At 35.5% G+C, this 15830-nt stretch carries 13 protein-coding genes and 1 tRNA gene; 4 read left to right on the forward strand and 10 right to left on the reverse strand.

Translation table 11 applies throughout. From position 1 onward, the window contains the following. The first annotated feature begins 1 nt into the window (after position 1). From dapA to BZG02_RS07660, 3 genes are all read left to right on the forward strand, one after another. Positions 2-886 (forward strand): 4-hydroxy-tetrahydrodipicolinate synthase, encoded by an 885-nt coding sequence (gene dapA / locus BZG02_RS07650; protein WP_101260827.1) that lies wholly within the window; start codon positions 2-4, stop codon positions 884-886. 86 nt (positions 887-972) lie between these two features. Continuing rightward, entirely contained in the window at positions 973-1557 is a 585-nt protein-coding gene (locus BZG02_RS07655; RefSeq protein WP_101260947.1) for a penicillin-binding protein activator LpoB, read from the forward strand. A 57-nt stretch (positions 1558-1614) separates the two neighbouring features. Continuing rightward, positions 1615-3036 (forward strand): COG3014 family protein, encoded by a 1422-nt coding sequence (locus tag BZG02_RS07660; protein WP_101260828.1) that lies wholly within the window; start codon positions 1615-1617, stop codon positions 3034-3036. On the opposite strand, the gene BZG02_RS07665 is transcribed toward BZG02_RS07660, so the two are convergent. The 4 genes from BZG02_RS07665 to BZG02_RS07680 form a co-directional block, all read right to left on the reverse strand. Further along, a complete protein-coding gene (locus tag BZG02_RS07665; RefSeq protein WP_101260829.1) occupies positions 3028-3579 on the reverse strand; it encodes a heme NO-binding domain-containing protein in 552 nt (183 codons plus the stop codon). The two genes, BZG02_RS07660 and BZG02_RS07665, sit on opposite strands and share 9 nt — an antisense overlap. Positions 3580-3751: 172 nt before the next feature. Beyond that, positions 3752-4936: an alpha/beta hydrolase-fold protein gene (locus BZG02_RS07670; protein WP_101260830.1), complete on the reverse strand. Its 1185-nt coding sequence runs from the start codon at positions 4934-4936 to the stop codon at positions 3752-3754. Positions 4937-5115: 179 nt separating this feature from the next. Further along, complete coding sequence (locus BZG02_RS07675; protein ID WP_218972182.1) at positions 5116-5712, reverse strand: YceI family protein; 597 nt, start codon at positions 5710-5712, stop codon at positions 5116-5118. A 110-nt stretch (positions 5713-5822) separates the two neighbouring features. After that, positions 5823-6701, reverse strand: a complete 879-nt coding sequence (locus BZG02_RS07680; RefSeq protein ID WP_101260831.1) for a helix-turn-helix domain-containing protein — start codon at positions 6699-6701, stop codon at positions 5823-5825. Positions 6702-6983: 282 nt separating this feature from the next. Between BZG02_RS07680 and BZG02_RS07685 the strand changes: the two genes are divergently transcribed. Further along, a tRNA-Arg gene (locus BZG02_RS07685) sits at positions 6984-7057 on the forward strand. Positions 7058-7751: 694 nt separating this feature from the next. Here BZG02_RS07685 and BZG02_RS07690 read toward each other — a convergent pair. The 6 genes from BZG02_RS07690 to BZG02_RS07715 all read right to left on the reverse strand — a co-directional run bounded on the left by BZG02_RS07690 (position 7752) and on the right by BZG02_RS07715 (position 15668). Then, on the reverse strand, positions 7752-8393 hold the full coding sequence (locus tag BZG02_RS07690; protein WP_101260832.1) for an RloB family protein: 642 nt from the start codon (positions 8391-8393) through the stop codon (positions 7752-7754). After that, the gene (locus tag BZG02_RS07695) at positions 8386-9747 is read right to left on the reverse strand and encodes an AAA family ATPase (RefSeq protein ID WP_342746952.1); all 1362 of its coding nucleotides are present in this window, start codon (positions 9745-9747) and stop codon (positions 8386-8388) included. Before BZG02_RS07695 ends, BZG02_RS07690 begins: the two co-directional genes overlap by 8 nt. Positions 9748-10194: 447 nt before the next feature. Then, positions 10195-11556, reverse strand: a complete 1362-nt coding sequence (locus BZG02_RS07700) for an MFS transporter (RefSeq protein ID WP_101260833.1) — start codon at positions 11554-11556, stop codon at positions 10195-10197. Between the two features lie 83 nt (positions 11557-11639). Further along, on the reverse strand, positions 11640-12599 hold the full coding sequence (locus BZG02_RS07705) for a hypothetical protein (protein WP_218972183.1): 960 nt from the start codon (positions 12597-12599) through the stop codon (positions 11640-11642). A gap of 127 nt (positions 12600-12726) precedes the next feature. Next, positions 12727-14211 (reverse strand): glycoside hydrolase family 30 protein, encoded by a 1485-nt coding sequence (locus tag BZG02_RS07710; protein ID WP_101260834.1) that lies wholly within the window; start codon positions 14209-14211, stop codon positions 12727-12729. Positions 14212-14234: 23 nt separating this feature from the next. Then, positions 14235-15668, reverse strand: a complete 1434-nt coding sequence (locus tag BZG02_RS07715) for an MFS transporter (RefSeq protein WP_101260835.1) — start codon at positions 15666-15668, stop codon at positions 14235-14237. Between the last annotated feature and the right edge of the window lie 162 nt (positions 15669-15830).

Raw genomic sequence — 15830 nt, forward strand, 5'->3', positions numbered from 1 at the left:
CATGACAATTAACAAATTTAGAGGAACAGGAGTAGCCCTTGTAACGCCATTTAAAAAAAATGGTCGTGTTGATTATAATGCTCTAAGTAAGATTGTCGATTTTCAAATTGAAAATGGAGTGAATTATTTGGTAGTGATGGGAACCACTGCCGAAGTAGCCACACTTTCTGACGATGAAAAACTTTCAGTGATCAATCACATTATAGAAGTGAACGCAAAACGTGTTCCTTTAGTGGTTGGATTTGGAGGAAACTGCACGCAAACAATTGTTCAACAAATAGAAGATTTTTCGGAATTTGATGAGATTGATGCAATTCTATCTGTAGCTCCCTACTACAACAAACCTAATCAGAAAGGATTATTTCTGCACTATAAAGCAATAGCAAATGTTAGTCCTGTTCCAGTAATTCTATATAATGTTCCTGGTAGAACTGGGGTTAATATTAATGCCGAAACCTGTTTAAAACTTGCTTCAAAAATTGAGAATATCATTGGTATTAAGGAGGCCTCTGGAAATATGGAGCAGATTATGAGCATTCTTAAAGATAAACCAAACGATTTTCTAGTGATATCTGGCGACGATTCCATTACTTATCCGCTAATTTCCCTGGGAGCATGTGGTGTAATTTCGGTGTTGGGAAATGCCTTTCCAAAAGAATGGAGTAGCATGGTTAAATTAGCCTTAGAGGGAAAAAACGAAGAGGCTCTTGCTATTCATTATAAGTTATTCGATGTAATTAAGAATATTTTTACCGAGGGAAATCCTGCCGGAATAAAAGCAATTCTTAATTCGAAAAACCTATGCGAAAACCATTTACGTTTGCCACTCACCCCTATTAGTGATTTACATCATCAAAAATTATCGGAAATAGTGGACAATTTATAATTGTATTGGCATAATAATTGTTTGCTTTTTAAATACAATAACTTAATAATTTAGAATATTATTTACACAAAAAAATGAAAAATATTATGAAATATTCATTTCGCCTATTTGTATTCTCGCTAGCTATATTAGCTGGTGTTTCTTGTTCGAGACAAGTAACCAGAGTATCTCCTGATCAGCAGATTGATTTAAGTGGCCGATGGAACGATACGGATTCAAAACTTACCGCGGAGGCATTAATAGACCAATTATTATCTCAAAACTGGATTGGGAATTACGAGGACGAATTTAATCGTAAGCCTGTGGTTATTGTTGGTTTAATTACCAATAAAAGTTCAGAGCACATCGATTCTGATACTTACATTAAAGATATCGAAAAAGCCATTTTAAATGATGGTAGAGTACGTTTAGTACAAGCTGGAGCAAAAAGAGAAGCTCTTCGCCAAGAACGTGCTGACCAACAAGATTTTGCATCGAAAGCAAGTTTGAAAAAATGGGGACAAGAACTAGGTGCAGACTTCATTCTTCAAGGCGATATTAATTCAATTATAGATAGCTACAAAAAGGAAAATCTTCGTTACTATCAATTAAACCTTGAATTAACTAATGTTGAAACTAGTGAGCTAGTTTGGATGGGCGATAAGAAAATTAAAAAATACATTAATAAATAAATTAGTACTAAACAGGAAGCCACTAATTGGCTTCCTGAATTTCTTTATTCTTTGTCGATGAATCAAAAGCTATCCTTACATATATCCAAAAAATTACTACCTGTATTTTTATTTGGATTCCTTCTTCTATTTTCTGGTTGTGCTACCTATTACATGCAAAACGAAGCTTTTAACAGCTATTTTTTGCAAGGAGATATAGCTAATGCCGAAAAAGTATTGGATAAGGATAAAAAGAGCAATCGTAACAAAAATAAAGCCTTGTTTTTGCTCAATAAGGGAACTTTATCGTGGATGCAACAAGACTATGTTGCGGCAACCGACTACTTTAACGAAGCAGACCTATATATTGAGGATCAACGAAAGAGTATTGGCTCGGAAGCATTGGCTCTTATTACCAGTCCGATGGCTAAACCTTATGTGCCAGAAGATTTTGAAAATGTAATGCTAAATTTCTACAAAGCGTTAAGCTATTTGGAAATGGGAAATACCGAAGCCGCTTTGGTGGAATGCAGAAGAGTAAATGAGAAACTGTACGCTCTGAACGACAAGTATCCCAAAAATTATCAAAACAGATATAGCGATGATGCATTCGCTCACACTTTAATGGGATTAATTTACGACTCATCGGGAGATTCGAATAATGCCTTTATTGCTTATAGAAATGCCCTAAAAATTTACGAAGACAATTACCTGAAAAACTTTAATACACCAGCCCCTCGACAATTGAAAGAGGATTTGCTTCGAACTGCCTATGAAACTGGCTTGATGCAAGATTATGAGTTGTATCGGAATCAATTTGGTTTTGATTATCAAAAGGCAAACAAGAACGAGGGGGATGTAATTATTATTTGGTTATCGGGTCTTGGTCCGGTAAAAGCAGAATGGAGTATTAATTTTAGCACTATAACTGGTCGTGATGGTTACCTTACCATGGCGAATAGTGAAGAGAACATTACCTTGCCATTTTTTGTAGGAAATATGGACCGACAAACTCAAAATTCGTTTAGTGATTTGGATTTTGTGCGCGTGGCTTTTCCAAAATATGAAGAGCGAGTACCCTACTATACTAATGCGAAGGTTACTGTAAATGATTCGCTTAGCTATGCTTTGGATAAAGGAGAAGATATCAACGCCATAGCCTTTAAAACGCTTAAAGACCGCATGGTTCGCGAAATGGCTAACTCATTACTTCGCCTTGCAACGAAACAAGCCATAGAAAGCTACACCAGAAGTAAGGATCAAAATATAGGTGCACTAGTAAGCATTTTTAATGCCGTTACAGAAAAGGCCGACACCAGAAATTGGCAAACCTTACCAAGCTCCATTCATTACACAAGAGTTCGATTGAAAGAGGGAAAACATAGTATTACACTTAGCGTAAATTCTCCGAACGAAGGAAGTAAAGATCAAGAATTTGATATTGATGTAGAAGCAGGAAAAACAAAATATTTTACTTTTCACAATATGGAGTCACACTAACACTTCACTTTTAGAAAGTGTAAAACAAACCAATTTATTTTTTTCTGAAATACACTCTGTACTTAATGTAAGTTCTTCGTTAAAAAACCTCTGACATCCCATAAATAATCCAATGGCTAAATCGACTAATATTTTTTCGGTTTGGAAGCTCATTTGAAAAGTAGAGTCGTTTATTTTAATTGCCCGAAAGTGTGGAATATCGACTTGCATAAAGTTTTCTTGAATTTTCCCGTGCATAAATTCATCCATCTTTCCCAAAAAATCGAATATATTACTGTTTCCGGCAAAGCTAGGTCGAAACAAAATTACTAGACGGGAAAAAAGGTACTCTCCAAAATTCTTGACCACATCAGAAACCGAAATCCGCAACTCGAAACTCAACAAATCACACATTTCCACAAACTGATTGTAAGGATAATCTGCGATAGCTTCGTAAACTCCGTTATTACCAACACCTAAATCGGAAATGATTTTTTCGGCCAGACTAAGGCCATAATCCTTCTCTATCATTTCCAAAAATTCTGTAAAAAATATCCCCTTCATTTTTCTTCCGCTTTTAAATAGTTACAGAAATACACATCGCACTTTATAATAAGCACACTATATTTAATGTATTTAGTAACGAATGAGAAAAAAAGAAATTGTGTTCGAGTGGAAATAATGTAAGAGTTTATTTTTCAGATACTAAAAGAGGGAAATTAATCCTGTTATACGCCTACAAATCGACACTATTTTGAGCATTATTTTCTAATTCGATGAGTAATTTTTGCATGGCAATAAATTTATTTTCATAATCCCAACGGCCTTTATCTTTATTATGGGCAATTTCGTAGAATTTAACAGCCTCTTTCGGTTGATTCACTTTTTCGTAAATTTCGCCAACGTAAAAAAATGATTCTGCTCGTTCGGGATAATTGGTAATAGAATATTTCAAAAAAGCCATGGCTTCGTTATATTTTTCTTCGTCTTTTAATTGAATACAAACACTTTCAATTAAAGAATATGGCAGCTTTTCATTTCTGCCATAGCTCAATAACACTTTTCGTTGATAATTTTCGGCAGCTTCGACACCATTTTCTACCAAAAGCTGTACATCGGGATATTTATAATCAGTAAAGATTGTTTCCATACCTTGCATTAAGCTTTTACGATAAAGCGTGTAGTGACTTTCATCGGGCATCCAGGCATAGTGCCATTTTAAATCGGATGGTGCATTTGTTTCCAAAGAAGAAATTAAAGATTTGCACGAATTTAGCATCTCGGCAGCCTCTTCGGCAAAGGAAACGAACAACTGCTTTCGAATAGATGAATTATTGCTTAAAAACGAATCTACATCCCTCACAATTGCCTTATTATTCCACCAAAGTACCGGACTAAATGCTAAATATTTATCAAATAATTCGGGTCGTATAGAAAATGCATACACTACGAATAGTCCGCTGTAGCTATGCCCCATCACCAAACGCTGTGAATTCATTCTAAAATTTTCCGTCAAAAAAGGAAATACATCCTCTTCAAGTGTTTTAATGAAATTATCGGCTCCTCCCCGTGTTTTATAGATGTTCTTATTCATTACGGAATCAACGGGAGTCATATCGCGAAAGCGATCGGTATTCGGAATTCCAACCACAATGTGTGGAGGAATAAAATGATTGTCCATCAAGAAACTTAGTACCTCGATACCTACATCGAAATTCGTTTCGGCATCCAATAAATAAATGGTTGGATACTTATAATAGGTATTATCATATTCGTTAGGAAGTAATACTTTTAGGTCACGATATTCTTTCAAAACGGAAGAATATACACGAGAACTACGTAGATTTTTAATATTTACTTCTGCTGAAGTATTCGAGCAGAGCAAGAAAGCAAATAGAGCCGAGAACAAAATTCGCATCATAGTAACATTGGTTTAGGTTTAAAGCTTGGAACAAATTACGATTATTTAAGCTAAGATCAAATATTTAGGCACATTTCAAAGGCAAGCCCTTTACTATTCATATTAATTGTACTGCAAAACTAAGCATAAAGAAAGCCGGAATAAAAATATCCCGGCTTTACTTTTTAAAAAGTGTGAATTTACTCTAAATACAAATCTAATGTTAATTCGAAATCATCGTAAATTGTTTTGTCGCCCAAATTATCGAAGAAAGAACCCGATCCGTAACGCACGTCAAATTTTGTTCTATCCAAAACCACTTTTCCGCTAACATGAGTACTTGCATCGTGCTGATGTAAATTCACTGTGAATTCTACCGATTCGGTTATGCCTTTAATAGTAACACTTCCCTTCACTTTATAATTACCATCGTTCATTTTAGTGCCTTGTGCAATTACAAATTTTGATTCAGGAAACTTCTCAACGCCAAAAAAATCATCCGATTTTAAATGACCTTCCAACTTATCTTTACTTTCTTCTTTAAGATCAGTACAAAGGATACTCGTCATGTCCACCACAAAACTTCCGTCTAAAATTTCGCCATTGTCAATCGTTAAATTTCCACTAGCTACTTTTATGGTTCCGGAATGTTCACCAGTTACTTTTTTACCGAGCCATTCCACGTTACTTTTCGCTGCATTTAGCTTTAAATTTTCTTTTTTTGCAAAAACAGTGCTTGGAGTTAAAACTGCACTTGCAACCAATGCTGCTATCATTAATAAACCTATTCGTTTCATAATTTTTCTATTAATTAATTTTCTATTTTCATTACAACCATGGTAATTACTATACAAATGTAAAGGATAAACCTTTTAGAGTAAATGGACAATTTTCCACTATTGTTGGATTATTTTCTAATTCGACTTCTGTAATCGCTTAATGTTTGAGATGTATATTTTTTAAAGAAGCGACTAAAGTAAGCGGGATCCTGAAAACCCAATTCGTAAGCTATTTCTTTGGTATTTAAATCGGATGCATAAAGCATTTTCTTTGCTTCTTTTATCACTCTATTTCTTATTAATTCGCCTGCTGTAATTCCTGTTGTTTTCTTCGTAATCTCATTTAAACAGGTAGCTCGTAAGTGAAGCAGATCGGCATAGGAAGATACATTTTTTTGTTCTCTATAATTACTATCAATCAATTGTTTAAACTTAATAATTACGGAACCTGGATGCTCTTCGTCTAAATTGATATCCAAGTCGTGTTGCTCCTCGTATATTCTTCGAGACTCCAATAAAAACAACTTTAATTGTTGCAATAATATCTCGTGCCGATAGCGATTTTCATTCGCAAATTCTTTTTCCATTAAGTCGGCAATTCCTTTAAATACCACTTGCTGATTGACATCCAAACTAATAATAGATCGAAAATCGGGATTACTAAACAAGGTAGAATCGGAAACAGAAACTTCCCCACTCTCTTTAACCGCGAAGAAAGCTTCGTTAAATGTAATGGTGTAACCAGTGCATTGTGCATTACTAATGAACCGATGCATTAAACCTGGCGGTACAAACAGAATTGAATTTTCGCGTAAGGTATATTCGACATATTTGGTGGCATGTATTGCTTCCCCTTCTTTTATCCAGGTGATGGTGTAGAAATTATGCATGTGATCGGCTCCATTCTGCTTTCTAACTTCGTTGCATAGGTTCTGAAGCTTGTGAATGTGGAAAAGTGCTTTGGATTCTTCGACTTCCTGAAATAATTCTGAAGGTTCTTTATTCATTTACTTTTTTTCGTGTATTAGTAAATTTATGCAATTAATTCCAGACCATGATCTCTTTTTCTTGTTAATCGATTGTTAAAATTCCTCTTTCTTTAAGTATTCCTAAGCTTTTTTAGACTTAAAGTAGTGTCTTTAGTTGGATATTGAGAAAAATATTTCCTTGTAAAATCCTACCTATAAAGTTCTTAGAGAAAACAAACATTTTAATCGTTAAAAAAGCAATAAAACATTTGGACTAGTCGGTCTAAAACCCCTATATTTGCAGGGCAATTAAGCAAAAAAGGATGCGTAGCATAACTGGATAGTGCACTACGTTACGGCCGTAGAGGTTGGGGGTTCGAATCCCTCCGCGTTCACAGAAAACTCAGCAAGAAATTGGTGAGTTTTTTTTATGCACTAAAATGAAAATACATTCGGGGAGGCGAACCCAATTGGGGGTTCGTACCTGGCTCATGACGAGGAACGAGGAATCATCCCTCCGCGTTCACAGAAAACTCAGCAAGAAATTGGAGCGTTTTTTTATGCACTAAAATGAAAATACATTCGGGGAGGCGAACCCAATTGGGGGTTCGTACCTGGCTCATGACGAGGAACGAGGAATCATCCCTCCGCGTTCACAGAAAACTCAGCAAGAAATTGGTGGGTTTTTTTTATGCACTAAAATGAAAATACATTCGGGGAGGCGAACCCAATTGGGGGTTCGTACCTGGCTCATGACGAGGAACGAGGAATCATCCCTCCGCGTTCACAAAAAAAATCTTACTTAGGCAAAGGGGCTTGCCCCCTCTAAGCTAGAGAATCGCTACCATTTATTTAGTGGCGTTTTTTTGTTTTTAGCTGAAAAATAAATTTTATTGCATTCATATACGATTTTACTGAGCTTTGTAGCTTCTCCCCTTTCCTTGGAAAGTTTTATGGTTCTGATGGGATTTTGAATTGGGCTTTGATGGGGTTTTAGAGAGGTTTGGCAGTGTAAAATTTGGTATGTGTGGGAAATACTCGACGTGGAAAAAGCGAAGTGAGATCTAAGTCTTTTGTATGCTTTACTAGTTATAATTCTATTTCTAGTATTTCAAACAAACGATAAATTTCAGCTTTTGCCTGTTGAGGATTTTCAGGAGCATATTGCCCTAAAGCTTTTGCTCTTTGATATGCCACATTCAAATTTGGCTTTAACCTAGCATATATTCCACTTCCCGAAATATAATATTTTCTACTCTTGTTGTATCTCAAAATTGGTATTGTATTCAACTCTCTCTCAAATTCAGTATAAGTCCTATAAAATCGGCCTATTTTTTTAATATGTAGCAAATACCAATATTCCAAACAAGGCACATTTACTAATACATCCACATTTTCAATTTCGGATAATTTTAGATAACATTCATTGAACTCAACCAAAGGAGATTTTCTTCCTCCTTTAAACTCTCTTTCTTCTTTTAAGATGGTATCAAAGTCAACCATCCATATAGATTGATCGTAATGTTTAGATTCTTCTTTTATCGTCTCAAATTGCTGAGAAATTGTTTTCTTTTTATTTAAATCAGGTTTTATCGTTAGAGATTTTAATCTTTCAATATCCTTCAACTGATCGAGATACCACTTTTCAGTTTCTCCATCAACGAGAACATAAATAGTCTTATTCCCCTGTCCTCTTCTCTTTCTTTGACCTTTTCGATTATCTCTATTCATAATCAAGATCTAAATAATAATCACTTAAATTAGGAGTTGCACCCAATTTACCAGCTTTGTAGGCATTATACACCGAGCTCTCTTTACGAATTACCGAAGAATCAAAATCATCAAGTGAAAATAAATCAGTACTCCCATCCTCTTTCTTTTCGGTAAACCAAATAGCATCATTTCTGAAAATATCTTTTTCCATCAATAATTCACGAAGATGTGTTGTAGCTATTAATTGCGATTTTTTAGAATTAACTAAAAAACTTAAAAGAAAATGTTTTAACAAATCGGGATGTAAAGAAGATTCAAATTCATCAATTGGAAATATTATTTCATTATTAATCAACATATCTAACAAACCACCAAATTCATAATAACGCTGAGTTCCTGCAGATTCATCATCAAATGAAAGATGATACTTACCAGTACCATTAACAACATGTTCAAATAACAATTCCTTTGTTGTTATTTTTTTTTCTGATTTTAGCTTCTTTAATTTAGACTCATAAATTAGTATTTGTTCTGATATAAGATCTGTAAATCCTGACGTTACTACTTGTTCATTTACATCAACTACAATATCTGAAATATTAAAATCGGCCTTTTTCAATACTTCAAGTATGGTTCGCTTATCGATCTCTTTTGAATCTAATTTATTAGAAACATAGTCGAATAAATTCGATTTCGAATGAACTATTGATTTTAGTTTATTTTGAAACCAATCAATCACATTCTGTAGTTCTATTGATTCTATATTAGTTTTTAAAAAGCCTCCTAAAACCGTATTGTTCCACAAGGTATTTGCTTCTAAAATTAATTTATGTGCTTTATTAATCTCTATTTTACCTCCAAAAGTAATCCTTGTCAACTGCTTTTCTATATCAGTTACTCGTTTAAAAACTAATGCCTTATTGGGATTAAAAAATCGCAACTCTTCACTAACAACAGTATTCTTATTTACTTCTAAATCGTATAGATATTTAATTCCTTCTTGAAAAAATTCGATACTCAATATTGTATTTTCGTTTGGGGTGTTTGATGAAAATAAAAAAGGACTGACATTAATTGTATCTGTTTTTTTATCAACAGGTTCCAATATTAAATCTCTGAGAAAATCAAGAGCTTTTAATACATTCGTTTTACCCGAAGCATTTGCGCCATAAATCAAACCTAATTTTAATAAACGAACACCTTCCTTAGGTTCAATAATATAATAATCCTCCAAATTATCTGACTTGGCAGCTTCGAATGATAATGTTACTTTGTCCTTTATAGAACGAAAGTTTTTCACTGAAAAATTAACTAACATGATACTTTTACTTTCATTATTGTAAATCAATTGCAAATTAAAGGATAAAAACATTAAAAACAACACTATTGTGTATTTTTCAGATCAATCAAATATTTTTTTTTTAAGAGAAGTCCTATTTGTAGAAATATTACTATCCCAGAAAAACACATTGTCCTCTTTCTTGCAGAAATAGAGGTAAATAACACTTCCTTCGAATTATCATATTTACAATACAAATGCAAATAGAATTATTCAAAAAAACGTTCTCTTATAATATTAATAGCTTTCAGATTACAAATACACAGGAGCTACAATAAAATTAGTCATAGCCTGACATTTACAACTTGTCTATAGTCAGGGAATGACGAGAAAAACAGTTGTCAGAATTGGATTGCAAATCAAACCTCAGCGAATCTTCTTTTGTCCTGTTTAGATCATTAAAAAAACCCACTCCTTTCGAAGTGGGTTGAACCAAATGAATGAAGGCAAATATTTTCACCTTCTTTAACCTCAGGCAATTTAAGTAGTAGTTTCAGCCAATCTTCGCTGATCTAAATCGGATTTCATTACCACACAGGTTTCGTGATCGATGGTATAGAAATACAGGAGAATTGCGCATGACATGTACAGGATTCCCGGAATTACGGAAATCATGAGTTTAATGCCTGTTATGGCAGTTTCTGTTTGTTCTACATTGGGTGTGAAATTGAATATGGCAAGCATCCATCCTGCCAAGGCACCACCAATTCCCCAACCTGCTTTTTGTGCAAATGTGGCCGCTGAAAAAACCAATCCGGTTGATCTTCTTCCTGTTTTCCATTCCGAATAATCGGCTGTATCGGCAAGCATTGTCCATAGTAAAGGCACTGCAGGGGCATAGGCCATTTTAGCCAAAATATTAAAGGTATAAATCATGCTTAGGTTATTGGCTGCAGGCAGGTACAGACAAATGAAGAAAAATCCGGAAAGTAATGAACTAGCCAAAAACACATTACGTTTGCCGAATTTTTTTGCCAATGGTTTAGAGAAAGGAATTGCTACAATTAGCGCAATGGTTCCAATCACATTAAACAATTGAACGTTTTCTTCCTTGCCAATATAATATTTAAAATAGTAAGCAATGGACAAATTCTGCATTGCAAACATGATGAATGAGATGATTCCAACAAAAAACAGGATGAGCCAAGGTTTGTTCTTGAACAGATTTTTAAAATCTTCTTTTAAATTTTCTTTTTGTTCTTTGGGCGGTTGAACTCTTTCTTTCGTAGTTTTAAAGGTGATCATGAACAAGATGAAACTGATTACCGAAAACAGAATTAATGTGTACTGATAGCCTTTGGCATTATCGCCTCCGCCAAAATAGAGCGCCAATGAAAGTGCAGTTCCCGAAACAATAAACTGACCAATGAATGCAAAAATAAATCGGTAGGAATTTAAGCCTGCCCGCTCGTACGAATCGGAAGTCATAACCGCACCTAATGACGAATAAGGCAAGTTAATGGCCGTAAAAACCGACATCAACAGAATATAGGTTACACCTGCATAAATTACTTTCCCCGTTGGCCCTAGATCTGGAGTGGTGAAAGTAAGCACTGCCAACACGCTATAAGGCAAAGCCATCCACAATATATACGGACGAAATTTTCCCCAGCGTGTATTGGTTCTGTCGGCAATAATTCCCATAATAGGATCGCTAATCATGTCCCAAAAACGCGCAATCAGCATGATGGTTCCGGCTGCGGCCGCGGAAATTCCGAAGGTATCGGTATAGAATATAAGAATCCAGAAACCGACCATATCCCATACAAAATGGGAGGCGGTATCGCCAAGACTGTAACCTACTTTTTCTTTTAAGGATAATTTTGAATCTGTTTTGTTCATTATTGTTAGTTCTTTTGAATTATAAACGCTAAGACACTAAGACGCAAAATAAATGCTTAAAATCTTAGAATTCGGTTCAGTAATCAATCTATCTCGAAAATATCGTATGTTCTGCTCCACTCAATTTCCTCATTGGGTTTTAAATTGATATCGAAAAATAATTCGGGACTTATGACATGTTTCCATCCCCAAAGGTTGATTTTGTTGGTTTGAAAACTTCCTGTTTCGCTGATTCCTATTTTGCTTTTTGTATTGATCAACTCCCAATGTGCCTCTATCCTTTTATTTCCGGTTAGGTTGCCGTAAAAGAATTGCTCTTCGGGAGTGCCTTTAAAGGTGATTTGTTTCTCGTCTACAAGCACTTTTTCTTCCGGATTAAGAATTGCATCGAATAATTTTGGTGCAAGCTCGAATGGGAATTTTAAGATGTAATCGCCTCCCATTAATTCTTTGTTAATGGCTAAGAAATTATGCGTGTACTCATTTGTTATAATGGTTTTTTCACCGGTATTTTTCAATTGATAATGAATTACAAAACTACTTTCGAGCAATTCAATTTCTTTTCGCAATACATATGCATAGCCATTCACTATTTGCGATTCGCATTCAACAATTAGCTTATTGCTTTCTGTACTTAAATTAAAATTGGCTGGTTGAATCTCATAAGCTTTGCTAAAACCATATTTTACCCCTTCTTTTTGTAGTGCTCCTACTCCAATTTTGGAAAAGTATTCTCCTTCATTAATCTCATCAAAGCCGATAGGCATTTCGATTCCAAACTCATTGTAAAAACCCTTGCCATAAATATTTTCTTTATCTCCATCCATTTTTTCGTGGGTGGAAACAGGAATGCCTTTAAATGTAACGGCAGTAATTTTGCCAGTCCAATCGAATCTCGAAAATTGGTAATTGGCTAATGGCATATCAATGCAAATTTCCAGATTTTTATTTTTTAGGATGTGCTGCATTTTCGTTTCTTTTTTCTGCTGAGCCTGACTTATTAAAGTACAAAATAGGAGTACTAAGAAGGTAGTTTTTTTCATTCTTATGGATTTACAATGGCTTATTCAAAACCGATAAGCTTGTATATTTATCTTTTACCACCTGAAAAGCTTTTTGGGGATTTCAGGTGATACCAACAAATCCCCAATATGCTTTTAGCCTTATTAATTACTGTTTAATTATAATTGTTTGTATGGCTTGCCCACTAATTTGCAAGTTAACGGAACGCTCTCCTAAAGAAATCACCATATTTTTTGCTTCCTCTTTCATATTCAGAACCACCACAGCAATAGAACCATCCGGATTTTGTGCTGCTGTCATCATTAGATCTTCATCGGAAATTTCGAAGCCGATGCGAACTGCTCCCGGACGAATGTACTTACTAAAATGCGCCATGGTATGGTACAAAGGCGTGAAATAAACCTCATCTTTCTCAGGATCGACAATTACGGGAGCAACACACCAATTTTTAAACCAGTTTGGTCCACCTTGGCGATCAAGAACCATGTTCCAATCGATCCAACCATCAACCCAATTGTTCATGCAACCAATAATATCTCTGGCATAACGATAAACAGGAACATATTTAGGATGCAAATATTTTTGCTCTTCAGGAGCCCAGTCGTATCCCCAATCTGTTCCTTCTTTTGACCAATACCAAGCATCATCTTGCCAATGAGGCACCTCAGAATCGACACATGCCTCCGATTGAATCATCAATTTTTCTGGTGCTTTCTCGTGCGTATAGTTCAATGGCTCTGGCATATAATCGTAAGTACTTGCATACCAATGAATCGCCATTCCATCAAAATATTTCGATGATTCCTCATCCTTGTACATGATATCTGCCCATTCGTTCAACTCATCTCGGTTTTGGTCGTATCCTAAAATCTTCACATCTTGTCCGTTTGCTTCTAATTTTGGTCCCAGATGCTTGCTTACAAATTCCACCATTTCTTCGGGTGTGTAATGCATACTTTCCCAATTGTTACCATTTCCTAAAGGCTCATTTTCAACAGTAACGCCCCAAATATCGATCCCTTCCTCTTTATAGGCGGTAATGTATTTGGAGAAAAACAGTGCCCAAGTATCATAGTATTCAGGCAATAACTTCCCCCCTACATACTTATTGTTATCCTTCATCCAAGGAGAAGCAGTCCATGGCGAAGAAAGAATCTTAAATCCGTCTTCCGAAATAGCCATTGCCTCTTTAATCATGGGTATGATATCGTCGCGATCTTCGTCGATAGAAAAATGCTTCAACTCTTTGTCTCCTGCAACAGGAGCATAAGAATAGTTACTCAGCGAAAAATCGCTAGAGTTCATGTGCGTGCGAGTTAAAGAGTAGTTCGCTCCTTCAGATCCGAAGTAAGCTTCCAAAATCAGTTCTCGATTTTTCTGACTCAATTGATTCAACAAGTAAGCAGATGCTTCGGTAAAAGATCCACCGAATCCGGTTATAGTTTGATATTTTTCAGCAGGTAATAATTGAATAGCAACAGCATTCTCTGCCACAGGAAATTCTGTTAGGTGTTTTAGTTTATTCCCATTTGCAGCTGTTTCATAAACATCTGCCGGCAAACTATTTTGCTTTGTATTACAGCCCATCACAACAAGACTTAAAAGAATTCCAATAATATAATTTACTTTCATCAGATATAGATTAAAAATGATTTTTAATGTTTTACTTTTCCCCTTTTAGCAATTAAAGCCTCTCTAATTTCGTGAGCTCTTTGTTCCGTAATATCATATTTCCAGATAATTACAATGGCTAGGAAAGCTGTGAAGATGGGAATCAAAATATCAGCTAATCGGAGGTTTATCAATGTTTCTGCGGCTTGTACATCAACACTTTCATCGAAGCCAACGTAATGCAAAACAACGCCACTAGTTAGCATGGCAATAGCGGTTCCCAATTTCACCATCCACCAATAAATAGCACCAAAGGTAGCCTCTCTACGTTCTCCGTTGTTCAGTTCATCTAAATCACAAACATCGGCAGTCATCGACATCATTAAGGTAAACAAACCCCCTATTCCAAAAGACAAAAATGGAATTGGCATGAACATTAACCACGGATATTCGGGATTAAATCCCCACCATTTTAATGCATATCCTACTACCGAAAGAAGGGTGGCAATGATAAAAGCATTCTTTTTTCCAAAGTTCTCGGAAATCTTGGTAACAATAGGGATTACCAAAAAAGCGGTGGCCATGGCACTAATAGTACCAAACCATGCCGGCCAACCTCCTGCTGCCACTTTATCGCCCTGAAAAAGGTAATAGACAATAATAAAGAAGGCAAATTGAGCGATTGTCTGGAAGCCATTAAAAATGAAGAATGTAGATCCGCAAAGCTTCATAAATGGCTTATTTTGAATGGTTAATTTAATTCCGTTAATGAATTCCTTCGTATTTTTAGCCAATTCTTTTCTGGATAAATTTTTCATTTTATCTGGATCGGGAACAATCATTTCTTGATTGAAAAGAGCTGGTAAAATTCCTAAAATCATACACAAAGCACCTACCCAAATGGAAAGAATTCTTGCTCCTTCGGGTGCCGAATCGAAAATTGCTGGATTGTAGATAATCACCCAAAACCAAGGAGCAATCATCCAAGCGATTTGTCCCATAAACTGAGAAACAGCCATTAAACGAGTCCGTTCATTGTAATCAGTAGTCATTTCGTAGCCCAAACCGATTAAAGGTGTGGCAAAAATGGTGTAACCGATATAAAAAAATATGGATACCACTAAAAAATAAATGAAATTATAGATTTCCGAATCTTCAGGATTCAATTGCCACATAATCATGAAAGCAAGTCCTGAAATGACACTCCCAACTAAAATGTACGGTTTTCTTCGCCCCCATTTCGATTTCGTATTGTCTGAAATAAATCCCATGATAGGATCTGTTAAAGCATCCAAAAGCCTTGGCAGTGCGCCTAACAATCCGGCAAGAATAGGATCCATTCCCAAAGACATAACCAAGACAACCATAAACACTCCCAAAGCTGCAGGAAACAACTGATTTGCTAAATGTCCTGAACCAAATGCGAGTTTTTGTCCAAAAGGAACGATATCTTCCTTTGCTGTATTATAATGTGTCATTTTTTAAAGATTTGAGATGTTATTTCAGTGTTCCTTGAACTATCTATGTAAATCATTTCCTGCTTCAGCACCCCTCTGTCTGTCGACATCTCCCCTAAACAAGGGAGAAATTAAAAGCAACACATCTACACGTATCGGAAATCTACACTTTAGATACTTCCC

The sequence above is a fragment of the Labilibaculum filiforme genome (genome assembly GCF_002843315.1).
Taxonomy (GTDB): Bacteria; Bacteroidota; Bacteroidia; order Bacteroidales; family Marinifilaceae; genus Labilibaculum; species Labilibaculum filiforme.